Genomic DNA, 23,213 nt, shown 5'->3' with positions numbered 1-23,213 from the left:
GTTTCACTACCTTTGGATAGGAACGGGGGTTCGTTTGATCATGTGGGCGACTATTTCTTCGGCTGTAAATCCGTCAAACTTTGCTTCTGATTTCACGATGATGCGATGTGACAATACGTATGGCGCTAAAAACTGCACATCGTCAGGAATGACAAAGCCGCGCCCGTGCACAAACGCATACGCTTGCGCCGCCTTCATCAGCGCAACAGAACCGCGCGGGCTAACTCCTAAATAAACCGAAGCGTCTGCCCTGCTTTGTTGCACCATTTCGACGATGTAACGTTTTACACTTTCATCGACATATACATCAGCCACTTGTTTTTGCAAAGAGAGCAACTCCTCCATCGTGATAACCGGTTCTATTTCTTCAATCGGCGGCACTTTTTCGCTGCGGTTTAGCATTTCTATTTCTTCCGCAAGCGAAGGATACCCCATTTTCAGCTTTAACATAAAACGGTCGAGCTGGGCTTCCGGCAACGGATAGGTTCCTTCATACTCAATCGGGTTTTGCGTCGCCATCACGAAAAACGGGCGCGGCAACGGTCTCGTCACCCCATCGACGGTGACGTTTCCTTCTTCCATTGCCTCCAATAACGCCGATTGCGTCTTCGGTGAAGTGCGGTTAATTTCATCTGCCAAAACAATGTTTCCCATAATCGGGCCCGGTTTATATTCAAACTGCATTGCTTTCTGATTATAAACAGACACGCCAATCACATCGCTCGGCAGCAAATCAGGAGTAAACTGAATCCGCTTAAACTGCGCATTGACCGATTTCGCCAGCGCGCGTACAAGCATCGTTTTTCCGACTCCCGGAACGTCCTCAAGCAGCACATGCCCTTTCGCAAGCAGCGCGACGATGCTTAATATGGCGACATCACGTTTGCCGATAATCACTTTTTCTATGTTTTCAACCACTCTTGCAATCGTTAGGTGTAATGCCTCATTCGCTTTCATCCATAAAAGCTCCTTTATCACTGATTTTATCGTTTACTATTTCCACAAAATATAGCGCAAAACCTTTTGTAGCTGAAAACATACTTCATGGCATTGTGGAAGCAGGCATAAACGGTTATTTCAAGTAATATAATAACAAATATACATAATTTTTAGAATTAATTTTATACAACTTGTTCGCTTTTGTTGTGTTGTGGAATTTCCAAGCTTTTGCCACTTTAAACAACAAAAAAGGACTACCTCCTTCTTACAGGAAGTAGTCCTTATAATTATGGGTACGCCCATGTCAGGCATTCCGTTATGCTGCCTTTGTTTTCTTCTGGTTTGTCAGCGACAACTGCTTCTGTTGTTAAGAACATAGCGGCAACCGAAGCTGCGTTTTGCAGAGCGAGTTACTTTTGTTGGGTCAACCCTTGACCATATTGAGTTTTATAATCATGTAATGTGAGTTAACCGACTAATATCTCTATCCGAAACAACGAGGGCATAAATGCGTGGAAAACACGCCCCTTTATTTTTAAAATAGTTTCTTACCCTTGCCATATTGCCTCCTACTTTCTATAGTTAAGAATTCTCTTTTTGATAACTCTCATTCCTTTTTCTTACCCTAGGCTCTTTGCTTCTAATTCATTTTTTCTTCTTACTTAGCGTCCTTTTCGTAATACCTGTCATTGCTTCAACTTCCTTATACGTATGAGTCTCAGTCACTACGTTTTGACACCTTTTGATACCTTGATAATACTAGACTTGTTAATTTAGAAGTTATTGTGCACCTATTTTAAGCGCTATTTTGCATTATAAGTAAATAAAAAAACTGTCTCTTATAAAAAGATAGTTTTTTATATTGACTTGATTCCGATAACTAAACTATCTCGTGCAGCTTCATGTACTTACAACTAACGTTACAGATTAGTTGAACAAGTTGTAAATTGAATAGTTTAAAAGTTACAGCGTATTTCTTTGTAATGAGGAATGCTTTTTTATCTTTGTCTAAAATTAAAAGGATATTTCTATAAAACAATAAAAATATAATAAAAATAAATAATAATTTATTGTAAAACGATAAAATACGTATTAAAATCAAATTAATAATAAACAAGTGAGGTGCTTTTTATGAAACAAGGATCAACATTGTTTTTAAAAATAGCTGTTTTTATTATCGGAACTCCAGTTCTTACTTTATGTATATTTGGGTTGCCTATGTTAGCTAAAGAAGCAGCGGAAAGTAATTCGGAGTTCGCTTATGTACTATATGGCTTTTTAACAGTTATGTATGTATCGGCGATACCATTTTTCTTCGCTCTGTATCAGGCTTTTAAACTTTTAAGTTATATTGACAAGAACAAAGCTTTCTCGGAATTATCTGTAAAGGCTTTAAAGAATATAAAATACTGTGCAATCACAATCAGTATCTTGTATGTGCCAGGTTTGCCGTTCTTCTATATCGCTGCGAAGTTAGAAGACGCCCCAGGTATCATGCTAATCGGATTGGGCATTATTTTTGCTTCAACGATTATTGCAGTCTTTGCTGCTGTTCTCCAAAGGCTTTTACAAGAAGCCATCAATATAAAATCAGAAAATGATTTAACGATCTGAGGTGAATAACATGCCAATTATAATCAATCTTGATGTAATGTTGGCTAAAAGGAAAATGAGCCTTACAGAACTTTCGGAGAGGGTTGGAATCACGATGGCTAACCTTTCTATATTGAAAAATGGAAAGGCAAAAGCTATTAGATTCTCAACTTTAGAAGCTATATGTAAGGCATTAGATTGTCAGCCTGGAGATATTTTAGAATACAAAAGTGACGAAGACACTCAAGGATAATAAAGTGGGGATATGTTACAGGATGTTATTGTTGACATTTTTTATAAGTAATAATCCTTTCAAAAATGGTGGTAGTAGGAGGGTTAACATTTCATTTTTACGTTGGCAATCTCCTATTCCACCATGCTATTCTGAGTTTCTATCATTGCTGTAATAATATCCATTATCAAATGAATCAAATTTATAAAAGGGAAGTTACTCATGAATTTAACCATTCATATTTTTTTTGGTGATTTTGGAAATAAAAAGGCATTAGATGATATAAATCTTCTTTAAATAGCCTTTTTAAATAAAAGAAATTATTCGACGGTGAACCTATGTACATAACTCTAAATCTATTTAGCTACTATACTAAGCAGGACTTACATATATTCAGAAAAAACCTTTGGAGGCACAATCATGAGAGCACTAAAACAACTCGTTCGTTTTGGTTGGGAGCAGGCCCTATCATGTTTGTTTCCTGTCGTTATTTTTGCCTCTTTGGCTTTTACACAAATCATGCCACTTCCCTTTCTACCACGGTATGACTGGCTGCTCATCATCTGCCTTCTGATGCAGTGGTGGATGGTGCGTTCTGGGCTTGAAACACGGGATGAACTAAAGGTTATCACATTATTCCACCTTATTGGACTTGCTCTTGAACTTTTCAAGGTACATATGGGCTCCTGGTTTTATCCAGAGGAAGGATATTTCAAAATTTTTGGAGTGCCTTTGTATAGTGGATTCATGTACGCAAGTGTAGCGAGTTATCTTTGCCAGGCGTGGAGGAGGTTTAAGGTTGAACTGATTAAGTGGCCACCGTTTTTGGTAGTTGTACCTCTTGCAGCTGCGATTTATTTGAATTTTTTCACCCACCATTATTGGATTGACGTTCGTTGGTGGTTATCTGGACTTGTAATTATCGTCTTTTGGCAATCATGGGTCACATTTGAGGTTGATGGAACTCGTTACCGTATGCCACTCGCACTTTCTTTTGTGCTCATCGGATTTTTTATATGGATAGCCGAAAATATCGCAACGTTCTTTGGAGCTTGGGAATATCCAAACCAAACCGATGCATGGAGTCTCGTTCATCTAGGAAAGGTGAGTTCATGGTTCTTATTAGTGATTGTTAGCTTTCTTATAGTAGCGACGTTAAAGCAGGTTAAAGGAAAAATTGTTTCACCCAAGAAGGATAAGGTTCAAGAGGCGTTTGATAATCATTTAAAGGAATGAGATAGAGGTTCTTTTTAAGCTATACCCACTAATGAAAGCTCACATGTTATTCAGTTATCGGGCGCTTTTTCAGAGTAACGATAAAAGCCCAATTTCTCATTTTAATGCTGAGAAATTGGGCTTTTTTATATTTACTTATAGTGCAAAATAACTCCTAAAGTGACACTATATAAATGTAACTTAACATTTCGACTTCTCAAGCAGCACACCCTAAGCGCTGTAGAACTTCTTCGCAGTGATTGTCAATGTACTCTAAAAAACTGTTCCCTGACTGCTCAATGGCATGAAGATCTTTGTGAAATCGGTTGGCAATGACAGACTCTTTCAACCATTTCCAAAGACGCTCAATCGCATTTAAATGAGGGGAATAGGGTGGTAAAAAGAAAAACATGATTGGCTCTTCGTGTTTACGCAAAAATTCTTGCACTTGTTTCGCATGATGAATCCGGGCATTATCTAAGACCAAAAGAACGTATTTCCCCTGATACGTTTGTAAAATGCGCTGGACAACTTCAAGAAAGGAACCCGTGTTACAAGCGGATGCCTGTTGCACGACGACCTTTCCATCGAGGACATTTACCGCACCAAATAACGTGACACTGGCATGGTGCCCATAGGTAGGGATTTGCTTTTGTTTTCCTACTTCAGCCCACGTGGCTCTCAATGCTTGATAGGAACGAATATGTGTTTCGTCCGCATACAACACAACCATATCGCCGGTCATCAGTTTTTTTATCATCTCCATCTCTTGCACAAATGCCCGTTGCTTCTGTTCGTCTCCTTTCGCCAAGGTATAGGTGGGACGAGTGTAGGAGAGTCCAAGGCGGTGAAGCATTTTATTCACCCCTACCCTTGTCATGGAAATCCCGTATTGATTTTGAAGGTAGGATGGAATGATACGAGTATCCCAAGAAGTAGCCATCCCCAATCCTTGTTCGAAAGGAGTGCTGTGTAAAATCATGTGTTTTAACTTCTTCTGTTGTTCTTCTGTCAGATACGGAGACTTCCCGGGAGGAGTTTTTTTATCGAGTAACTTCTCCAATCCACCTTCATTAAATAACTGGACGTAGGTAGACACGGATTGACGATGGAGGTTCAACATCTCTGCCACTTCTTTCCCGAGATAGCCTTCCATGATCAATCGGACGGCGGTCACTCGTTGACGCAAAGAAGCATCTTTGATTTTTCGTTCTTCTTTTCGTAATTTCCGAGCTGTGAATCCATGGTCATCTGTGATTTTCAATCGTTTCATTGGTTATGCTCTGCTCCTTTTCCGTCCGGTTTCGTAGGAGCAGTATCACCCAATGAACCAATATTATACGGAGGTTGAATTTCTAAGTTACACTTATATAATACATCTGCCAAACATTCCTCTAACATCTAATTCATTTCCTTGAAGATATTTTCGAATAATTGCATGGAGTAGACCGCCATATGTTTCAAGTACATAAGAAATGCTTTCTTCATTTTTCAACTTTAATTGCTGAACAACATTTTCTTCTGTTACACGCACCTTCCGTCCTCCTTATTTGATTTTCCGTATCCGTTTAATAATACGTTGGTTATTATTAAATCCTATCAAATTTTAAAAATAGCGTCTGTCTCATCCAAAACGTCTTGATAAGCGAATTTTAACAATAAAAAAACCACTTCCTAAATTTTTTATTAGGAAGTGGTTATTGCTGCTGATGTAAATTATTTACATGACTACTTCTTAAAATGGAGAGGCTGTCTCAAAAGGTCGTCTAAACCGACCTTTTGAGAGTAGCCTCTGTTTCTTTTTCTTACCATTTGGTTATTTATTCCTTTTTTGAGGCAGGAATTTCTCCTTATTTCCGAATTTTATCCTATTTTTTCCTTGTTGGGTCGGTCGTTGTGGCCCACTTTCTCAAATTGTGGGCAGCACAAACTAGACCCCACTCCAAGGTAATTTTTGGGAGGCCTCTCAATGAAAACCGATGAAATTGCTGATTATGCTTGATTTGCCCAAACACCGGCTCGTTTTCGATTTGCCGTCTTCGATATGTCGTCGCCCCTTCTTCCGTGGACAGCCGTTTCCGGATTTCTTGCCGTTGTTGTTGATTTTTCAAGGAAACGCGGATGGTTTTCGTGTCTTTGCCTTTGGCACATGCTGCTTGAAACGGGCATCCGGCACATGCTGTACAACGATACGTCCGTTTGACGATGACGTACCCGTTGTCGGTCGTTTCCTTCCGTTTATACACAAACACCAGCCGTTCCCCTTTCGCGCAAATCCACTCATCCAATTCCTCATCGTACGTCATGTTCTCGATTCGGCCGATCTCTTTCGCCCACGCTTTCGTTTGTTCCCGGTCCAATGTGTTGTACTTGATCAGCGCGACGATCTGCTTTTTCTCGCAGTACGTGTAGTTCTCCTCACTCCCATAGGCGGAATCCGCAATCGCTCGTTTAGGCATGGGACGCCCATAGGCGGCCAATTGCTCCAAATGTGAAATGAAGCATCCGGCATCCCCCGCCCGTTGATGCACGCTAAATCCAGTGATGAATTGGTTCTCTGTCCCTATCTGCACATTATATCCCGGTTTGAGCTGGCCGTTTTTCATATGGTCGTCTTTCATCCGCATAAACGTCGCATCGGGGTCCGTTTTCGAAAAACTGTTTCGTTCGCCTAACACTTTTTTGTATTCTTCATATTTTTTCTTACGGGGGAGAATGTCTTGTTCCAATTGCTGTTTTGCTTTCTTTAACGTGCGATTCTTCGGCTCTTTCTTTAGATGTTCTTCCACTTGTTCGATCACGGCTTCGATCTTTTCAGACGTGATCGGTGAAGCTTCCAGCTTTTCTTGAAAATCTCCTTCTTGTTCCGACTCTTCATCCTCTTTTACCACCTGTTCGATCGAGGCTACGATTTTCCGGAATTTCTCCTCCAACTTCTGATCGTACTTTTCCGTTGATTTGCGCCAAACGAACGTGTACTTGTTGGCGCTGGCCTCGATTTTCGTTCCATCCAGAAAGTAATCCTCTAGTTTGACCAACCCTTCTTGACGCAGAAGATCGACAATGGAGAAAAACGTTTCGTAAATGATGTCCTTCATCCGTTCCGACCGAAATCGGTTGATGGTGCGGAAATCCGGTGTTTGATGGCCGGATAGCCACATAAAATAAATGTTTTCTTTCAATTGCTTGGCGATTTGGCGAGAGGAATAGATCCGATTGGCGTAGGCATACAGGATGACTTTCAACATCATTTTCGGATGATAGGCTGGGCGGCCTCCGCCGGGATAGAGGGAAACGAGCAGAGCTGGATCCATTTTTTCCACGGCTAGATCCACGATCCGGCAAAGATGATGTTTGGGAATGAGAATTTCAAGATCCATTGGCAAAATGAGTTGATCTCGGTTATAATAAATGTACATAAGAAAACCGTCCTTTCTTGGTAGGGTTGTGGTGACTCTATTATACCAAAAAAGGAACGGTTTTCTTCTTTTTTTGCCCAAAAAAGTGCCCCAAAAGCGAACGCTATGCGAACACTTTTGGGACATCCTCAATGAAAGGCTCAAAAGCCTTACATCATTCCGCCCATGTCAGGCATTCCGCTATTGCCGCCTTTGTTTTCTTCTGGTTTGTCAGCGACAACTGCTTCTGTTGTTAAGAACATAGCGGCAACAGAAGCTGCGTTTTGCAGAGCGGAGCGAGTTACTTTCGTTGGGTCAACAATACCAGCTTCGATCATGTTTACCCATTCGCCAGTAGCAGCGTTGAAGCCGATGCCAGGTTTTTCGGATTTTAAGCGTTCAACAATGACAGAGCCTTCCAAACCAGCGTTTTGCGCGATTTGGCGAACTGGCTCTTCGATTGCGCGAAGAACGATTTTCACACCAGTTGCTTCGTCGCCTTCTGCTTCGATCGCAGCAACTTTGTTATATACGTTCATTAATGCCGTACCACCGCCGGCTACGATACCTTCTTCGACAGCCGCACGAGTAGAGTTGAGCGCGTCTTCAATGCGCAATTTGCGTTCTTTCAATTCTGTTTCTGTCGCTGCACCAACTTTGATGACCGCTACGCCGCCAGCAAGTTTTGCCAAACGTTCTTGTAATTTTTCGCGGTCGAATTCAGAAGTAGTTTCTTCTAATTGAGCGCGGATTTGGTTGATGCGAGCTTTAATGCGTTCAGAATCGCCAGCGCCTTCAACGATTGTTGTATTTTCTTTCGTTACAACAACTTTCGAAGCGCGGCCAAGTGATGCAATTGTTGTTGATTTTAATTCGCGTCCTAATTCTTCGGAGATGACTTCACCGCCAGTTAAGATTGCGATGTCTTCCAACATTGCTTTACGGCGATCACCGAAGCCAGGCGCTTTAACCGCTACCGCAGTGAACGTGCCGCGAAGTTTGTTAACAACTAATGTTGCAAGCGCTTCGCCTTCGACGTCTTCCGCGATGATTAACAATGGTTTGCCTTGTTGAACAACTTGTTCTAAGATAGGCAAGATGTCTTGAATGTTCGAGATTTTTTTGTCAGTGATTAAGATATATGGATTTTCAAGCACTGCTTCCATTTTTTCTGTATCTGTGATCATGTATGGAGACGCATAACCGCGGTCAAATTGCATACCTTCCACAACATCTAATTCTGTTGTGAAACCTTTTGATTCTTCTAATGTGATAACACCGTCGTTGCCGACGCGTTCCATTGCTTCTGCAATTAATTGGCCAACTTCTTCGTCAGCCGCAGAAATAGCCGCAACTTGCGCGATCGATTCTTTTCCTTGGATTGGTTTGGAGATTGCTTTTAATTCTTCTACCGCTACAGCAACCGCTTTTTCAATACCTTTGCGGATTCCCATTGGGTTTGCGCCAGCTGTTACGTTCTTTAAGCCTTCACGGATCATCGCTTGAGCTAAAACTGTCGCTGTTGTTGTACCGTCCCCAGCAACATCGTTTGTTTTGCTTGCAACTTCAGCAACAAGCTTCGCACCCATGTTTTCAAATGGGTCTTCTAATTCGATTTCTTTCGCGATCGTAACACCGTCGTTTGTAATTAATGGAGAACCGAATTTTTTCTCTAATACAACGTTACGGCCTTTTGGACCTAACGTTACTTTTACTGCATCAGCTAGTTTGTCAACACCGCGCAGCATCGCACGACGAGCTTCTTCGCTGAATTTAATTTCTTTTGCCATACCCCGTTACCTCCTTGTAAAATGAAATCGTTAAGTATTTTTTTGCACATCTATGTTATCAACGCTATATATTAACCAATCACAGCCAAAATATCGCTTTCACGCAAAATTAAGTATTCTTTGCCGTCATATTTCACTTCTGTACCCGCATATTTCGAGAAGATAATGCGATCGCCAACTTCCACTTCTGGAGCTACGCGTTGACCGTTGTCAAGTACGCGTCCTTTTCCAACGGCAACAACTTTGCCTTCTTGCGGTTTTTCTTTTGCAGTATCTGGCAATACGATACCGCTTGCAGTTTTTTCTTCCGTTTCAACGATTTCAATGACAACGCGATCACCTAATGGCTTTATCACGGAAAACAACCTCCTTAACATAATTTTCGCCGTTCTTATTAGCACTCGTCGGCGTTGAGTGCTAACACACTTATAATATTAATGAACTTCTCTTTTTTTTGCAAGTGGAAAATCCAAAAAAATAACATGTTTTTTCTCGTGCCTCCCCCTTAAATTATTTCATACTTCCACAAAATCTAAACAACAACAATTGCTTCTTTTTTATCATTTTTTATAAAAGATGTGCTACAATACGGAAAGTATCATTATTTTATCGGTAAAGGGGTAAGTTCCGTTGAAACGGCGCTATTGGTATGTCATTATTACGTACGTCATCATGCAGCTGTCAGGTCTCATAGGAGTCCCGTTGCTGCGTTTTCTCGGTGTCGGAAAACATGCAAAAAATGACTTTGTCGCGGCGGCGATCGCCTCTGGCTATTGGGCGGTGATCAGCTTTTCCGTTGCCCTTCTCCTCATCCTCTTTTTCTTGCGCGAGGATATCAAACAGCGGCACACCCGCTATGGCGTTCCGTTATCAACAGCATGGATGTGGGCTGTCGGCGGCTTCTTTTTGTCATTGTTCGCTCAAAGTGTTGCCGCCAATATTGAATGGCGCTTGCTCGGCATCGAGCCTGGTTCAGAAAATACAAAACGAATTGTCGATATCATTCAGGTCACACCATTATTGATGGTTGTCACTTCCATCATCGGACCAATTTTAGAAGAAATTATTTTCCGCAAAATTATTTTCGGAACGCTATATCAAAAATATAACTTTTTCATTTCCGCGCTAGTGAGTTCACTTTTATTTGCCGTCGTCCATATGGAACTTGAACACTTGCTATTGTATGCAACAATGGGATTTACCTTTGCGTTTCTTTATGCGAAAACAAAACGCATTTTCGTTCCGATTTTTGCCCATGTCACGATGAATACGTTCGTCGTACTCGTACAGACGCTATTTGCCGACGATATTGAAAAAATGATGCGGCAGACAGAACATATACAATTCATCATTGGAGGCTTGTAGTATGATGAAAGGGTCACCATTGCAATTCGCGCTTTTCTATTTCCTGATGGGCATACTATTTACTTACTTGTCGATTCAAAGCGCGGATGAAACCATTTGGAATTTTTTCACGATCGTTCTTGCGATACTGGCTACGCTCGATTTTGGCACCGCAATTCGCCTGTTAATACTCCACTTTAAAAAATAAACCTCCCGCGCATTGCTATGATCCCCTTATAGTAGACAGAAAAAACAATTAATCTGTCTACGTGGAGGGGATTTTTTTGGTGGAAAATGCGAAAGGTATTCGCTGGAAAATAAAAAACAGACGGGGCAGCCTCCCCCGCCCGTTCTCCGTTTGAGGCATCCCTTCGTAAAGAAAATCCGCGAAGGGATACCACGGACATTGCCACCGCTCCGGCTTTATCTATACCCTTCCATAAGATCGCATCCGATCTGCGGCAGCTGCATGCAAGGATCCCTTTTTGCATCCCCTCCGTAAAATCACGCCCTGAAAAACCTCAAGTCTCATAAAATTTGCATTATTATGATAAGATAGAAATTATAATCATTATAGAACCCATGAAGGAGGAAAGACGGATGTCCCTGGAAAGTGTCAGAGCCCATCTAAAAAAATGGAACCGGGACCAGGATATTATGGTCTTCGATACCCCGAGCGCCACGGTAGAACAGGCCGCCCAGACCATCGGCGTCGAACCGGCCCGCATCGCCAAAACCTTATGCTTCCGGGACAAAGGAGACAGGGCGCTGTTGGTCGTGACTGCCGGCGACGCCAAAATCGACAACAAAAAATTCCGTCATACTTTCGGTTTTAAAGCGCGGATGTTAAGCGCCGAGGAAGTGCTCGAACAAACAGGCCACGTGGTCGGAGGGGTTTGCCCTTTCGGATTGGCCAATGATTTGGACGTCTTTTTAGACCTGTCCTTAAAGCGGTTCAAAACCGTTTTCCCCGCATGCGGAAGCATCAACTCCGCCATTGAAGTGAGTCCGGAAGAATTGTGGGAATATTCCGGGGCTAAGGATTGGATCGACGTATGCAAAGATTGGCAGGAATCGGATACGGAAGGGAAAGCAGGATAATTCCCGTTTATTGCGGGTTTATCCTGCTTTTTGACGATCCCGCAGCAGAAAGCAACCTGCCTCTCCTGCTTGCCGACGAACCGGCCCGGTCATTGGATGCGAAGACCGGAATATTAAAACAATTGAACCGGGAAGGCCATGCCATCGCTCTCATAACCAAGATTGGAACATCGCCGGCGAGACCGGACGGATTTTCCATACCCGGGACAGCCGCTTGGTAAAGGAAGAAGGAGGCGGTCATTCCTTGAAGATTTGCCAAGCTTTAAAATCGCCTATAAAAGCATCCTTTCCATAAGCTGTGCTCCTTTTTAACTATGCTCAGCATCATTCTCGTCTCCCCGGGAAAAGGGGTGGCCAAGGAGGCGGCAGGCTTGGGCTCAACCCTGGTGTCCGCCGTGATCTCCGGCAATTCGGAAGATGAAACCGCCGTGGTTGTTGAGGATATTATGGCCTTTGAAAATTTCAAGGTTCGTAAAACGGCCTTTTAAGGACAACCTTCCGCTTTTTTACATAATTTAGCTTTCCCAAAGGCGCTGCTTCTTCCTATCCCCGTATGCTCGCCCTTTTCTTTTAATTGGGCGGCGCTTCACACAGATGATTCATTCTGCTTGTTTCCCGTTGCTTTCTTTACTGCTTTTACTTCGTACATGCCTACTTCAACATTAAGCATGTATTCTGGTTTCGGCTGGTTGCGCTTTGCTCTGTGGGCGGCAATATGCGCATCGCTTTTTTCCCATCGCTTCCAATGTTCTTCTGATTCCCAAGTGACCAAGACAATGACTTCTTCTTTCCCGCCCCTTTGTTTTTTCACCATAATTTTAATGTCAACAAACCCTTCCTGCTGTTCAATGATTCCCGGTTTGCCGAATTGTTCAACCACTTTCTCTGCGTTTCCTTCTGTCACCGTAATTTTTCTTAATTGTACAAACATATTTTTCTCTCCCATCCTTGTTATTGATCGGACTGCGTTTCTTCATCTTCAGTCGCTGACTCTTCTCCGGATTTGTCCTTCCCATCTGTGAGGCTGTCGTATTGCTCAATTTCTTCTTCGTGAATGTCAAACAGTTGGGTGAATTCATTGATCACCATTTCAATGGCTTTCAGCTCTCCAACTAAAACATGGTTAATCGATTGCAGTTCCGGTGCAGCCAGCTGCTGTTTTAATGTCGCACGTTTAACATGCAGCCTGTTTAAAAACTCAATCGCTCTCCCACGGCGGAATGTTTTTGCGCCGTGATGATGCTTTTTTCTGCGGTATCCCCCCTCTTTCAGATGGTGATGCCCTTCGAAATGTTCATCGTGAAAAAATTGATCGCCCAGACTGAATCCTTTGCCGAATTTGTCTCTCATTAGCGCCCTCCTTTTTGTATACAAATGTATACAGTTAATATTGTATACATTTGTATACAATATGTCAAAATATATTCATTTTTATAACCATTAACGTTTTTAAAAGAAATGAAATAGCCTGAGCCCTTATGAATATAGGACTCAGGCTGCTTAAATGTGCTTTTTTCCTCCTGTTTACTTGACAGTGACTTCCCATCACGGGAGGTTTTCTTGTTCCTTCCGCGCCAATAACACTTTTCGATAAGCCATTTTCGAAATCCAAATGCTAATTTCGTATAAAACCGAAAGCGGAATCATGACAATGATTTGTGACAGCACATCCGGCGGAGTAATGATTGCCGCCAAAATCAATAAAACTAAATATGCATATTTGCGCACTTTCACTAACAACATCGGTGTAATCAAGCCGAGCCTTGTTAAAAACATCACAACAACCGGCAGCTGAAATACGATCCCAAACGGCAAAACAAGCTGAAGTAAAAACTGAAAATATTCATTAATGCCGATAACTTGATGAATGCCAAGGCGTTCTGCTAAATTTTGCATAAAGCGAACAACGAAAGGAAAGAGGACGAAGTATGCAAAACCGACGCCGGCTAAAAAGAGAAAAATGGAGATTGGAATGTAGCTTAATGTGATTCTTCGTTCTTTTTCATACAGCCCCGGGCTGACAAATGCCCAAATTTGATAAAGAAGAACCGGAGAAGTCAGAATAAACGCAATGACAAACGCAAATTGAAAATAAATTTTTACCGGGTCTGTCAGGCGAAAAGCATTCATCGTCAATTCTTTCGCTTCATCCGTCTGCTGCAAATATAAAATGACGGGCTCCACGAAAAAGAAGCTGGCAACAACTGCGATAACAAAAAACACAACAACGATAATCAGCCGCTTTCGCAATTCTCCCAGGTGTTCATACACCGACATTTCTTTATCGTCCATACTTTGATCATCCTAACAACTCATGATTGGTCTTGTTTTTTTTCATCCTCATCCGCCAGCCCTTTTGTCGCATCTTTAAACTCGCGCAGCGATTGGCCGAGCGATTTGCCCAACTCCGGGAGTTTTTTCGTTCCAAACAATAATAGAATAACAAGCACAATTAGCAAATATTTCACTTTTGGTTCTCTCCTTTATTCGGCTGGATAATTTTTCAAGAAATAGACTAGCGATTGCAACTCGACCGCCAAATCAATATGGTGGACGCGAATATGTTTCGGCACATTTAAACGGGCTGGCGTAAAGTTTAAAATTCCTTTAATTCCCTTTTGAACGAGACGATCGGTAATCCATTGCGCTACATGAGCCGGAACGGTCAAAATCGCGACAGGAATGCCCTCGTGAAGGCGGGTTTCCATCTCATCCAAATGGTAAACAGGCACACCGCCAACTTCTTTTCCTATCTTCTCTTCATCCACATCAAATGCGATCACAATTTTTGTATTGTTGTTTTTCGAAAAATTATAATTTAAAAATGCCGTCCCCAAGTTTCCGACGCCAAATAGCGCCACCTCGGTAATCTCATCTTGATCAAGCGTCTTGCGAAAAAAAGACAATAAATAGTTGACATTATATCCGTATCCTTTTTTGCCAAGCGCACCGAAATAAGAAAAATCACGGCGAATTGTCGCAGAGTCGACTTTCACTGCCTCACTCAACTCCGCGGAAGAAACCCGTTGTTTTCCTGAAGCATGTAAATTTTTTAAAAAACGGTAATACAACGGCAAACGTTTTGCGGTTGCTTGTGGAATTTTTGGTTGCTCATTGTTCATTCACAAATCCCCCAGCACAACTTTTTTCTCGTTGATAATGGCCTGATTTGCCACCCTTTTTTTCCACCAAATAGGTTGGACCAATAACCATTCCTTTATCCAGCGCTTTACACATATCATACACTGTCAGCGCACAAACAGAAGCAGCCGTTAGCGCTTCCATCTCCACTCCTGTACTTCCCTTCGTTTTTACTGTTGCGGTAATCAACAGCTTATATAATGCTTTTTCTTCCTCGACATGCCAAGCAAACTGGATGTCGACTCCTTTCAACATAAGGGGATGGCACATCGGAATTAAATCCGGCGTCTTTTTGGCCGCCATAACGCCAGCTATTTGCGCCACAGCAAGCACGTCCCCTTTTTCAATCGCATGATTCGTCATTTTTTCGTAAATTTCTTTATTGACGGTCACGCTCGTCCGCGCAACCGCTACTCGAACCGTGTCTTCTTTTTCTGTAATATCGACCATTTTGGCGCGGCCTTGTTCATTAAAATGCGTAAATGATGTCAATGTAATCTCCTCCACTTATAAACTATACACTATTTTTCGTCATCTGTCTTTTATCGTTTTATTGCGATAAGAAAACAAGTTACGCTACACTATTATTGTTAAATGAGAGGTGAACGACAATGATTATTTTACAAGTCAATCAATTAACGAAATATTTCGGTGCTGACCTTATTTTATCGAATATAAAATTAGAAATACAATCAAAAGACCGAATTGCCCTCGTCGGAAGAAACGGGGCGGGAAAATCGACATTATTAAAAATCATCGCCGGCGAAATGTCGTATGACAGCGGGGAAATCATCAAACCAAAGGAAGTATCGATCGGATATCTCGCGCAAGATAGCGGGCTGCATTCCTCTTTATCGATTTGGGAAGAAATGATGACGGTATTCGCCCCGCTGAAAGAAATGGAAACGCAATTGCGCGAGATGGAACTGCAAATGGGCGATCCCGACTTGCTTGCCGATTCTTCCCGCTACAAAAAGCTGTTAAAAGATTACGATACATTACAAGAGCGCTATAAAGAACAAGGCGGTTATCAATACGAAGCCGATATCCGCTCGGTTTTGCACGGTTTGCAATTTTCGCAATATGACTATATGACAACTCCCGTTCAGTCATTAAGCGGCGGGCAACGGACTCGCCTGGCGCTTGGGAAACTGCTTTTAATGAAGCCGGATTTGCTTATTTTGGACGAACCGACAAACCATTTAGATCTGGAGACATTAACATGGCTTGAACAATATTTGCAAACATATCCCGGCGCTATTCTCGTCGTATCCCACGACCGTTACTTTCTCGATAAAATCGCCACCCAAGTATATGAGCTATCGCGTACAACGTTAAGACGATACGTGGGAAATTATAGCCATTATTTAGAACAAAAAGCGACGGAATACGAACGGGAACGGAAATTGTACGAAAAACAGCAAGAAGAAATCGCCAAACTCCAAGACTTTATTCAACGGAATATCGCCCGCGCTTCAACAACGCGGCGCGCCCAAAGCCGGCGGAAACAGCTGGAAAAAATGAAGGTCATCGAAAAGCCGATAGGTGATGAAAAATCTGCTTCTTTTTCTTTCGATATTGAACGGCAAAGCGGAAATGATGTGCTGATCGCCGAAGACGTCGCAGTCGGGTATGATATGGGCAAACCGCTTATTCGCAACATTCGTTTCCGCATCACCCGCGGCGAAAGCATTGCACTTGTCGGGCCAAACGGAATCGGAAAGTCAACATTGTTAAAAGCGATCGTAAATAAACTGCCGCTACAATCAGGGCATTTCCGCTATGGTTCGAACGTGCAAATCGGCTATTACGATCAAAATCAAGCAGAATTGTCGTCTAATAAGCGCGTTTTAGACGAACTTTGGGATGCATATCCTGACAAAACGGAAAAAGAAATCCGGACAGTACTTGGTAATTTTTTATTTTCCGGAGACGATGTGCTGAAACCTGTATCGGCGCTAAGCGGCGGCGAAAAAGCAAGATTGGCGCTTGCCAAATTAATGATGCAAAAAGCAAATTTCCTGATTCTTGACGAACCGACAAACCATCTTGATTTAGATAGCAAAGAAGTGCTCGAAAACGCCTTAATCGAATATCCGGGAACCATTTTATTCGTTTCACACGACCGCTATTTTATTAACCGAATCGCCACGAAAATATATGAACTTTCTAGCGCCGGAATTACCGAGTATTTAGGGGACTATGATTACTACATCGCCAAAAAAGCGGAAATGCTTGAGCTGCAGCGCCTCGCGTCCGAGAAACGAGCAGACCGTGCTTATGAAGAATCATCATCGAAACTTAGCTATGAACAGGAAAAAGAGGCGAAAAAGCAAGAACGGCAGCGCAAACGGCGCATTGAAGAAATTGAAACAGAAATTAGCGAATTGGAACGGCAAATTGCGCAGATCGACGAGCAATTATGCAATCCGGAAATTTATCAAGATCATGAAAAAGTACAACAATTAACAAAAGAGAATGAAGAAAGAAAGGAAAAATTAGAAAAGCTACTGGAAGAATGGGAAACACTTCATACATTACAATAATAATTGCAAAAAAACATCCACGGTGGTACGCCCCCGTGGATGTTTTTTAATTAGTCACATACTCACAAAGTTATCCCCAACTTTCTTCCCGTAATCCAAGTTATTCACCGACTTTTCCACATTATCCACAAAAAAATTCACTTTTATTGGGGAAAATTTGTGGTTATTTCCTCCTTTATAAACCAAGATTATTTCTGTTTTTCCACAATATCAACAATCTGTGGATAAATATATTCACAGCGATTATTTTTTTAATAAAAAATATCTTTATTTCTATTATAAAAATATTCCAAATAATCTTTCTATAAAAAAGAACTTCCCCCAAGAATCCCCTTGAAAGAAGTCCTTTTGCCAACATTTACTTACGCTAATTCTAAACTTGGATCGGCGTTTAATGTCATATCGGCGCGTTTTCCTTGTTCAAACAAAACGGTTCCTGCCGCTGCAATCATCGCTGCATTGTCGGTGCAGAGCGATAATGGCGGAATGACTAACTCGATATCGTCCAATTCGGCCATTTTTCGCTCCAACTCTGCTCGCAAGCCTCTATTTGCCGCAACTCCACCCGCAAGCAGCACTTGACGTACGTTGTATTCTTTTGCCGCGTTGACCGTTTTGGTCACAAGCACGTCAATGACGCTCGCTTGGAAGCTGGCCGCCATATTTTTCGGATCGATATGTTCCCCGCGTTGCTTCGCGTTATGAAGCGTGTTTAATACGGCCGATTTCAAGCCGCTGAAGCTAAAGTCATACGACCCTTCCTCCAGCCATGCCCGTGGCAAATCAATCGTCACCCTTCCTTCATGTGCCAGACGGTCAATATGCGGGCCGCCTGGGTAAGGAAGGTTTAACGCCCTCGCCACTTTGTCATACGCTTCTCCTGCTGCATCATCACGAGTTTCACCGATGACCTGGAACTTGCCATGCTCCTCCATGTACACAAGCTCCGTATGCCCGCCAGAAACAACGAGCGACAATAACGGAAACTTCATGTCCGCAACAAGCCGATTCGCGTAAATATGCCCAGCGATATGGTGTACGCCTACAAGAGGAAGACCATAGGCAAATGCTAACGCTTTTGCCGCGTTCACACCAATTAAAAGCGCACCGACTAATCCCGGGCCTTGCGTGACCGCAATAGCGTTCAACTGCTGGAATGAAACGCCAGCCTTATTCATCGCTTCTTCAATAACGAGCGTAATCTGCTCCACATGATGGCGCGAGGCAATTTCTGGAACAACGCCACCAAAGCGCTTATGGCTTTCCATTTGTGAAGCGACGATGTTGGACAAAATTTCTGTCCCGTTTTTCACCACTGCCGCTGCGGTTTCGTCACAGCTCGTTTCAATTCCAAGTACATATATGTCATGACTCATGATAAATTCACCCACATTACAAGAGCATCTTCTAAATTGTCTGGATAATATTGTCTGCGGATTCCGCCATTAAGAAACCCTAATTTCCGATATAAAGATTGGGCTACATGGTTAGAAACGCGAACTTCCAACGTCATCGTGACGGCACCGAGCTGTTTCGCCGTTTCCATCAATTTACGCATTAGCGCTTCGCCTAATTTTTTACCGCGATATTCAGGCAATACAGCTACATTTGTAATATGCGCTTCATCAATCACGACCCACATTCCCGCATAACCGATGATGCGGTTGTTATGTTCCATGACGATGTATTTCGCATAACGATTATAAACAAGTTCATTATAAAACGATTCTCTGCTCCAAGGAACCGTAAAAGAGGCATGTTCCACCTGCAACACTGCATCAATATCACTTAAGGTCATTGAGCGAAATCGAATTTCCATCCCCATATTTGTTTTCCCCTTTTTGCTTGGCAAGCCATTTTGCTTCTGCCTCGGCAAGGCGAACGTAATTAGGCACAAAAGTATGAACGTCCTCTTTTTCTTTATTTTTTCCAATCAACGCCAACTCACCTGGACGAGGCAGCAGTAACGATGGTGGCGCAAATTGCGCAAAATCGCCAAGTTGTTGCTGAAATGTTTCCTTATATAACGCAATATCGGATCCGATAAATAACACTTTCTCCTGTCTTTCCTGCAGTTTGCGCGCCCATTCATCAGCCAAAACGATCTGATCATTCTCTATGCATTCCAGCTGTCCGCCATTAAAACGATATAATCCCGTATAAATTTGCCCTCTTCTCGCATCAAAAAACGGAGAAATGACACCGGAAAAATACCTTCCGTTTGCCGCCAGCACTTCAAGGCTGGACACTCCCGCAATCGGGATTTTTAATGCCCACGCCAATGTTTTAGCGATCGTCGTCCCGATACGCACCCCCGTGTAAGATCCCGGCCCTCTCGCGACGACAATTAATCCTAGTTCATGGGGAGACACACCGCAATCTTTTAATAAAGACTGAATCGCCGGCATTAACCGCGCAGAATGGTCTTTTTTTATATTTGTCACTATTTCTCCTTTTACGATATCTTCTTCCACTAACGCAACACCCATTGCCATATTGGATGTATCGATCGCTAATATTTTCATGACCCGAAAATCTCCTTACATAATTGTTCATATCGTTTTCCGATTGGTTCAATGACTAATTTTCGCTCATCATTGCCATGATGAAACAAATAAATGTTTAATCGTTCTGGCGGCAGTTGCGGTTCGATGAGATGCGCCCATTCGACGACAGTTACGCCGTCCCCGTCAAAATATTCGTCAAAACCGAGATCTTCCATTGTATCTTCCAAACGATACACATCCATATGATAAAGAGGGAGGCGTCCTTTATATTCCTTGACGATCGTAAAAGTAGGGCTGCTGACTGTTTTTCTTACTCCAAGTCCCTTAGCCAGTCCTTTTGTAAATGTCGTCTTTCCCGCGCCTAAATCTCCTTCTAACGTAATGACATCTTTTTCTGCCAGCTTTTCCCCAAATTTTGCAGCAAGATGCATCGTTTCCTTAGGAGAGCGCATAATCAGTTCATAACGTTCCATCACGTTTCACCTTTGCGTTTTGATAATGATAACCTTCGCTTCTGAAATTTTATCATATTATTGTTGTCCGTTACCACTTTCTCATTTAATAAAGAAACAACCACGCCATTTTCCAAGAAGAAAAATTTGTGCTAATCAACGTTGGGATGAGGTACTACAGGCATCGATGAATGGCAATAGAGATACACAAAACAAGAAAATGAATTACCCGTTTCAGCCAAAAAATAAAAAAACCTTAGGAAGCCATTTCCTAAGGATAAAGATAAAAAATAAAAAACGAAACATTTGCTGTTTCGTTTTCAACATAAAAGCTTATCCACTTTTAAGCGGTCCCGACGGGACTCGAACCCGCGATCTCCTGCGTGACAGGCAGGCATGTTAACCACTACACCACGGAACCAATTATTGGTTGCGGGGGCAGGATTTGAACCTGCGACCTTCGGGTTATGAGCCCGACGAGCTACCGGACTGCTCCACCCCGCGACGATAAATAATCATAATAATAGCCTAGCGACGACCTACTCTCGCAGGGGCGCTGGCCCCAACTACCATCGGCGCTGGAGAGCTTAACTTCCGTGTTCGGAATGGGAACGGGTGTTTCCTCTCCGCTATTGTCACTAGGCAAGCATTTATCCATTGGACATGTTTTATTATACTCCAATAATGATGTTTGTCAAGGGGAATTTTCATTCCCTCAAAACTAGATAACCGTCCGTCTGGAAGAAGCCGTTTGGCCAGGCGGCATTCTCCGTTGTTCGTGGTTAAGCCCTCGATCGATTAGTATCCGTCAGCTCCACGTGTCGCCACGCTTCCACCTCGGACCTATCGACCTCGTCATCTTCGAGGGATCTTACTCGCTTGACGCGATGGGAAATCTCATCTTGAGGGGGGCTTCACGCTTAGATGCTTTCAGCGCTTATCCCTTCCGCACATAGCTACCCAGCGGTGCCCCTGGCGGGACAACTGGTACACCAGCGGTGCGTCCATCCCGGTCCTCTCGTACTAAGGACAGCTCCTCTCAAATTTCCTGCGCCCGCGACGGATAGGGACCGAACTGTCTCACGACGTTCTGAACCCAGCTCGCGTACCGCTTTAATGGGCGAACAGCCCAACCCTTGGGACCGACTACAGCCCCAGGATGCGATGAGCCGACATCGAGGTGCCAAACCTCCCCGTCGATGTGGACTCTTGGGGGAGATCAGCCTGTTATCCCCGGGGTAGCTTTTATCCGTTGAGCGATGGCCCTTCCATGCGGAACCACCGGATCACTAAGCCCGACTTTCGTCCCTGCTCGACCTGTCTGTCTCGCAGTCAAGCTCCCTTCTGCCTTTGCACTCTCCGAATGATTTCCAACCATTCTGAGGGAACCTTTGGGCGCCTCCGTTACCTTTTGGGAGGCGACCGCCCCAGTCAAACTGCCCACCTGACACTGTCTCCCACCCCGCTAAGGGGTGCGGGTTAGAATTTCAATACCGCCAGGGTGGTATCCCACCGCCGCCTCCACCGAAGCTGGCGCTCCGGCTTCCCAGGCTCCCACCTATCCTGTACAAGCGATACCAAAATTCCATATCAGGCTGCAGTAAAGCTCCACGGGGTCTTTCCGTCCTGTCGCGGGTAACCTGCATCTTCACAGGTAGTATGATTTCACCGGGTCTCTCGTTGAGACAGTGCCCAAGTCGTTACACCTTTCGTGCGGGTCGGAACTTACCCGACAAGGAATTTCGCTACCTTAGGACCGTTATAGTTACGGCCGCCGTTTACTGGGGCTTCGGTTCGCACCTTCGCTTCCGCTAAGCGCTCCCCTTAACCTTCCAGCACCGGGCAGGTGTCAGCCCCTATACTTCGCCTTTCGGCTTCGCAGAGACCTGTGTTTTTGATAAACAGTCGCTTGGGCCTTTTCACTGCGGCTCCCTCAGGCTTGTGACCCAAGAGAGCACCCCTTCTCCCGAAGTTACGGGGTCATTTTGCCGAGTTCCTTAACGAGAGTTCTCCCGCGCACCTTAGGATTCTCTCCTCGCCTACCTGTGTCGGTTTGCGGTACGGGCACCTCTCACCTCGCTAGAGGCTTTTCTTGGCAGTGTAGGATCGGGGACTTCGGGACCAACGGTCCCTCGCCATCACGGCTCCGCCTTATTGCCAGACGGATTTGCCTATCTGGCGGCCTAACCGCTTGGACAGGCTATTCCAGCAGCCTGCTCGCCCTACCTTCCTGCGTCCCCCCATTGCTCAAACGGTGAGGAGGTGGTACAGGAATCTCTACCTGTTGCCCATCACCTACGCCTTTCGGCCTCGGCTTAGGTCCCGACTAACCCTGAGCGGACGAACCTTCCTCAGGAACCCTTAGGCTTTCGGTGCAGAGGATTCTCACCTCTGTTTTCGCTACTCACACCGGCATTCTCACTTCTAAGCGCTCCACGAGTCCTTCCGGTCTCGCTTCGGCGCACTTAGAACGCTCCCCTACCGATGACCGTTGGTCATCCCACAGCTTCGGTGGTACGTTTAGCCCCGGTACATTTTCGGCGCAGAGTCACTCGACCAGTGAGCTATTACGCACTCTTTAAATGATGGCTGCTTCTAAGCCAACATCCTGGTTGTCTGGGCAACTCCACATCCTTTTCCACTTAACGTACACTTTGGGACCTTAGCTGGTGGTCTGGGCTGTTTCCCTCTCGACTACGGATCTTATCACTCGCAGTCTGACTCCCAAGGATAAGTCATTGGCATTCGGAGTTTGACTGAGTTCGGTAACCCGATGAGGGCCCCTAGCTCAATCAGTGCTCTACCTCCAAGACTCTTCCCTTGAGGCTAGCCCTAAAGCTATTTCGGGGAGAACCAGCTATCTCCAGGTTCGATTGGCATTTCACCCCTACCCACACCTCATCCCCGCACTTTTCAACGTGCGTGGGTTCGGGCCTCCAGTAGGTGTTACCCTAC

General features: G+C 43.8%; 23 protein-coding genes, 2 tRNA genes, 2 rRNA genes and 2 pseudogenes (1 of these 29 cut by a window edge). 7 read left to right on the top strand and 22 right to left on the bottom strand.

Annotated elements, in window-relative coordinates; all coding sequences use genetic code 11:
- Nucleotides 1–6 precede the first annotated feature (6 nt).
- The 3 genes and pseudogenes from AOT13_RS04630 to AOT13_RS20360 all read right to left on the bottom strand — a co-directional run.
- A complete protein-coding gene (locus tag AOT13_RS04630; RefSeq protein ID WP_013401764.1) occupies nucleotides 7–957 on the bottom strand; it encodes an AAA family ATPase in 951 nt (316 codons plus the stop codon).
- 279 nt (nucleotides 958–1,236) lie between these two features.
- Nucleotides 1,237–1,368, bottom strand: a pseudogene (locus AOT13_RS21355) (hypothetical protein); the annotation flags it as partial.
- A 191-nt stretch (nucleotides 1,369–1,559) separates the two neighbouring features.
- A pseudogene (locus AOT13_RS20360) lies at nucleotides 1,560–1,659 on the bottom strand (recombinase family protein); the annotation flags it as partial.
- A 411-nt stretch (nucleotides 1,660–2,070) separates the two neighbouring features.
- Here AOT13_RS20360 and AOT13_RS04625 point away from each other — a divergent pair.
- The 3 genes from AOT13_RS04625 to AOT13_RS04615 all read left to right on the top strand — a co-directional run bounded on the left by AOT13_RS04625 (nucleotide 2,071) and on the right by AOT13_RS04615 (nucleotide 4,000).
- Nucleotides 2,071–2,553: a DUF2975 domain-containing protein gene (locus tag AOT13_RS04625; protein WP_042386150.1), complete on the top strand. Its 483-nt coding sequence runs from the start codon at nucleotides 2,071–2,073 to the stop codon at nucleotides 2,551–2,553.
- A 10-nt stretch (nucleotides 2,554–2,563) separates the two neighbouring features.
- A complete protein-coding gene (locus tag AOT13_RS04620; RefSeq protein WP_003253370.1) occupies nucleotides 2,564–2,785 on the top strand; it encodes a helix-turn-helix domain-containing protein in 222 nt (73 codons plus the stop codon).
- A gap of 399 nt (nucleotides 2,786–3,184) precedes the next feature.
- Entirely contained in the window at nucleotides 3,185–4,000 is an 816-nt protein-coding gene (locus tag AOT13_RS04615; protein ID WP_013401767.1) for a DUF817 domain-containing protein, read from the top strand.
- A 196-nt stretch (nucleotides 4,001–4,196) separates the two neighbouring features.
- On the opposite strand, the gene AOT13_RS04610 is transcribed toward AOT13_RS04615, so the two are convergent.
- The 5 genes from AOT13_RS04610 to groES form a co-directional block, all read right to left on the bottom strand.
- Complete coding sequence (locus AOT13_RS04610; RefSeq protein WP_013401768.1) at nucleotides 4,197–5,252, bottom strand: IS630 family transposase; 1,056 nt, start codon at nucleotides 5,250–5,252, stop codon at nucleotides 4,197–4,199.
- 93 nt (nucleotides 5,253–5,345) lie between these two features.
- Nucleotides 5,346–5,513, bottom strand: coding sequence for a DNA replication protein (locus AOT13_RS19345; protein WP_232511565.1), 168 nt, complete (start codon nucleotides 5,511–5,513; stop codon nucleotides 5,346–5,348).
- A gap of 334 nt (nucleotides 5,514–5,847) precedes the next feature.
- The gene (locus AOT13_RS04605; RefSeq protein ID WP_060678127.1) at nucleotides 5,848–7,398 is read right to left on the bottom strand and encodes an IS1182 family transposase; all 1,551 of its coding nucleotides are present in this window, start codon (nucleotides 7,396–7,398) and stop codon (nucleotides 5,848–5,850) included.
- Between the two features lie 149 nt (nucleotides 7,399–7,547).
- Nucleotides 7,548–9,167 (bottom strand): chaperonin GroEL, encoded by a 1,620-nt coding sequence (groL, locus tag AOT13_RS04600; RefSeq protein WP_003253376.1) that lies wholly within the window; start codon nucleotides 9,165–9,167, stop codon nucleotides 7,548–7,550.
- Between the two features lie 71 nt (nucleotides 9,168–9,238).
- The gene (gene groES / locus AOT13_RS04595; protein ID WP_003253377.1) at nucleotides 9,239–9,523 is read right to left on the bottom strand and encodes a co-chaperone GroES; all 285 of its coding nucleotides are present in this window, start codon (nucleotides 9,521–9,523) and stop codon (nucleotides 9,239–9,241) included.
- A 274-nt stretch (nucleotides 9,524–9,797) separates the two neighbouring features.
- On the opposite strand from groES, the gene AOT13_RS04590 reads away from it, so the two are divergent.
- The 3 genes from AOT13_RS04590 to AOT13_RS04575 all read left to right on the top strand — a co-directional run bounded on the left by AOT13_RS04590 (nucleotide 9,798) and on the right by AOT13_RS04575 (nucleotide 11,612).
- A complete protein-coding gene (locus tag AOT13_RS04590; RefSeq protein WP_013401770.1) occupies nucleotides 9,798–10,532 on the top strand; it encodes a CPBP family intramembrane glutamic endopeptidase in 735 nt (244 codons plus the stop codon).
- Nucleotide 10,533: 1 nt separating this feature from the next.
- Entirely contained in the window at nucleotides 10,534–10,719 is a 186-nt protein-coding gene (locus tag AOT13_RS04585; protein WP_013401771.1) for a YdiK family protein, read from the top strand.
- Between the two features lie 392 nt (nucleotides 10,720–11,111).
- Nucleotides 11,112–11,612 (top strand): YbaK/EbsC family protein, encoded by a 501-nt coding sequence (locus AOT13_RS04575; RefSeq protein ID WP_003253380.1) that lies wholly within the window; start codon nucleotides 11,112–11,114, stop codon nucleotides 11,610–11,612.
- 586 nt (nucleotides 11,613–12,198) lie between these two features.
- Here AOT13_RS04575 and AOT13_RS04570 read toward each other — a convergent pair.
- From AOT13_RS04570 to moaC, 6 genes are all read right to left on the bottom strand, one after another.
- Nucleotides 12,199–12,543 carry an antibiotic biosynthesis monooxygenase family protein gene (locus tag AOT13_RS04570; protein ID WP_003253382.1) on the bottom strand — a complete coding sequence of 115 codons (345 nt, stop codon included), beginning with the start codon at nucleotides 12,541–12,543 and terminating at the stop codon, nucleotides 12,199–12,201.
- Between the two features lie 20 nt (nucleotides 12,544–12,563).
- The gene (locus tag AOT13_RS04565; RefSeq protein WP_003253384.1) at nucleotides 12,564–12,962 is read right to left on the bottom strand and encodes a hypothetical protein; all 399 of its coding nucleotides are present in this window, start codon (nucleotides 12,960–12,962) and stop codon (nucleotides 12,564–12,566) included.
- Nucleotides 12,963–13,157: 195 nt separating this feature from the next.
- Complete coding sequence (gene tatC / locus AOT13_RS04560) at nucleotides 13,158–13,904, bottom strand: twin-arginine translocase subunit TatC (protein WP_003253386.1); 747 nt, start codon at nucleotides 13,902–13,904, stop codon at nucleotides 13,158–13,160.
- A 20-nt stretch (nucleotides 13,905–13,924) separates the two neighbouring features.
- Entirely contained in the window at nucleotides 13,925–14,080 is a 156-nt protein-coding gene (gene tatA / locus AOT13_RS04555; RefSeq protein ID WP_003253388.1) for a twin-arginine translocase TatA/TatE family subunit, read from the bottom strand.
- Between the two features lie 15 nt (nucleotides 14,081–14,095).
- Complete coding sequence (locus AOT13_RS04550; RefSeq protein ID WP_013877615.1) at nucleotides 14,096–14,734, bottom strand: redox-sensing transcriptional repressor Rex; 639 nt, start codon at nucleotides 14,732–14,734, stop codon at nucleotides 14,096–14,098.
- Nucleotides 14,724–15,245 (bottom strand): cyclic pyranopterin monophosphate synthase MoaC, encoded by a 522-nt coding sequence (gene moaC / locus AOT13_RS04545; protein WP_003253392.1) that lies wholly within the window; start codon nucleotides 15,243–15,245, stop codon nucleotides 14,724–14,726. The genes AOT13_RS04550 and moaC overlap by 11 nt, the downstream gene beginning before the upstream one ends.
- 119 nt (nucleotides 15,246–15,364) lie before the next feature.
- On the opposite strand from moaC, the gene AOT13_RS04540 reads away from it, so the two are divergent.
- A complete protein-coding gene (locus tag AOT13_RS04540; protein ID WP_003253394.1) occupies nucleotides 15,365–17,299 on the top strand; it encodes an ABC transporter ATP-binding protein in 1,935 nt (644 codons plus the stop codon).
- 362 nt (nucleotides 17,300–17,661) lie between these two features.
- Here the strand turns inward: AOT13_RS04540 and tsaD are convergent, their stop codons facing one another.
- The 8 genes from tsaD to AOT13_RS04500 form a co-directional block, all read right to left on the bottom strand.
- The gene (tsaD, locus tag AOT13_RS04535; protein ID WP_003253396.1) at nucleotides 17,662–18,675 is read right to left on the bottom strand and encodes a tRNA (adenosine(37)-N6)-threonylcarbamoyltransferase complex transferase subunit TsaD; all 1,014 of its coding nucleotides are present in this window, start codon (nucleotides 18,673–18,675) and stop codon (nucleotides 17,662–17,664) included.
- On the bottom strand, nucleotides 18,672–19,124 hold the full coding sequence (gene rimI, locus AOT13_RS04530; protein WP_003253398.1) for a ribosomal protein S18-alanine N-acetyltransferase: 453 nt from the start codon (nucleotides 19,122–19,124) through the stop codon (nucleotides 18,672–18,674). The genes tsaD and rimI overlap by 4 nt, the downstream gene beginning before the upstream one ends.
- The gene (tsaB, locus tag AOT13_RS04525; protein WP_013401774.1) at nucleotides 19,084–19,824 is read right to left on the bottom strand and encodes a tRNA (adenosine(37)-N6)-threonylcarbamoyltransferase complex dimerization subunit type 1 TsaB; all 741 of its coding nucleotides are present in this window, start codon (nucleotides 19,822–19,824) and stop codon (nucleotides 19,084–19,086) included. The genes rimI and tsaB overlap by 41 nt, the downstream gene beginning before the upstream one ends.
- Nucleotides 19,821–20,279, bottom strand: a complete 459-nt coding sequence (tsaE, locus tag AOT13_RS04520) for a tRNA (adenosine(37)-N6)-threonylcarbamoyltransferase complex ATPase subunit type 1 TsaE (RefSeq protein ID WP_003253402.1) — start codon at nucleotides 20,277–20,279, stop codon at nucleotides 19,821–19,823. The genes tsaB and tsaE overlap by 4 nt, the downstream gene beginning before the upstream one ends.
- 327 nt (nucleotides 20,280–20,606) lie before the next feature.
- Nucleotides 20,607–20,679: transfer RNA gene (locus AOT13_RS04515), tRNA-Asp, on the bottom strand.
- A gap of 6 nt (nucleotides 20,680–20,685) precedes the next feature.
- A tRNA-Met gene (locus AOT13_RS04510) sits at nucleotides 20,686–20,762 on the bottom strand.
- Between the two features lie 22 nt (nucleotides 20,763–20,784).
- Nucleotides 20,785–20,901 (bottom strand): 5S ribosomal RNA (gene rrf / locus AOT13_RS04505).
- A 135-nt stretch (nucleotides 20,902–21,036) separates the two neighbouring features.
- Nucleotides 21,037–23,213 (bottom strand): 23S ribosomal RNA (locus AOT13_RS04500) (it continues 753 nt past the right edge of the window).

The organism is Parageobacillus thermoglucosidasius (genome assembly GCF_001295365.1).
GTDB lineage: Bacteria > Bacillota > Bacilli > Bacillales > Anoxybacillaceae > Parageobacillus > Parageobacillus thermoglucosidasius.
This window is presented reverse-complemented; position numbering and strand designations above follow the sequence as displayed.

What these genes read in the sequence shown, in the direction of transcription:
- AOT13_RS04630 (WP_013401764.1), bottom strand. Translation starts at nt 957, where the DNA reads ATGAAAGCGAATGAGGCATTACACCTAACGATTGCAAGAGTGGTTGAA.
- AOT13_RS04625 (WP_042386150.1), top strand. Translation starts at nt 2,071, where the DNA reads ATGAAACAAGGATCAACATTGTTTTTAAAAATAGCTGTTTTTATTATC.
- AOT13_RS04620 (WP_003253370.1), top strand. Translation starts at nt 2,564, where the DNA reads ATGCCAATTATAATCAATCTTGATGTAATGTTGGCTAAAAGGAAAATG.
- AOT13_RS04615 (WP_013401767.1), top strand. Translation starts at nt 3,185, where the DNA reads ATGAGAGCACTAAAACAACTCGTTCGTTTTGGTTGGGAGCAGGCCCTA.
- AOT13_RS04610 (WP_013401768.1), bottom strand. Translation starts at nt 5,252, where the DNA reads ATGAAACGATTGAAAATCACAGATGACCATGGATTCACAGCTCGGAAA.
- AOT13_RS04605 (WP_060678127.1), bottom strand. Translation starts at nt 7,398, where the DNA reads ATGTACATTTATTATAACCGAGATCAACTCATTTTGCCAATGGATCTT.
- groL (WP_003253376.1), bottom strand. Translation starts at nt 9,167, where the DNA reads ATGGCAAAAGAAATTAAATTCAGCGAAGAAGCTCGTCGTGCGATGCTG.
- AOT13_RS04585 (WP_013401771.1), top strand. Translation starts at nt 10,534, where the DNA reads ATGATGAAAGGGTCACCATTGCAATTCGCGCTTTTCTATTTCCTGATG.
- AOT13_RS04575 (WP_003253380.1), top strand. Translation starts at nt 11,112, where the DNA reads ATGTCCCTGGAAAGTGTCAGAGCCCATCTAAAAAAATGGAACCGGGAC.
- AOT13_RS04570 (WP_003253382.1), bottom strand. Translation starts at nt 12,543, where the DNA reads ATGTTTGTACAATTAAGAAAAATTACGGTGACAGAAGGAAACGCAGAG.
- AOT13_RS04565 (WP_003253384.1), bottom strand. Translation starts at nt 12,962, where the DNA reads ATGAGAGACAAATTCGGCAAAGGATTCAGTCTGGGCGATCAATTTTTT.
- tatC (WP_003253386.1), bottom strand. Translation starts at nt 13,904, where the DNA reads ATGGACGATAAAGAAATGTCGGTGTATGAACACCTGGGAGAATTGCGA.
- AOT13_RS04550 (WP_013877615.1), bottom strand. Translation starts at nt 14,734, where the DNA reads ATGAACAATGAGCAACCAAAAATTCCACAAGCAACCGCAAAACGTTTG.
- AOT13_RS04540 (WP_003253394.1), top strand. Translation starts at nt 15,365, where the DNA reads ATGATTATTTTACAAGTCAATCAATTAACGAAATATTTCGGTGCTGAC.
- tsaD (WP_003253396.1), bottom strand. Translation starts at nt 18,675, where the DNA reads ATGAGTCATGACATATATGTACTTGGAATTGAAACGAGCTGTGACGAA.
- rimI (WP_003253398.1), bottom strand. Translation starts at nt 19,124, where the DNA reads ATGGGGATGGAAATTCGATTTCGCTCAATGACCTTAAGTGATATTGAT.
- tsaB (WP_013401774.1), bottom strand. Translation starts at nt 19,824, where the DNA reads ATGAAAATATTAGCGATCGATACATCCAATATGGCAATGGGTGTTGCG.
- tsaE (WP_003253402.1), bottom strand. Translation starts at nt 20,279, where the DNA reads ATGGAACGTTATGAACTGATTATGCGCTCTCCTAAGGAAACGATGCAT.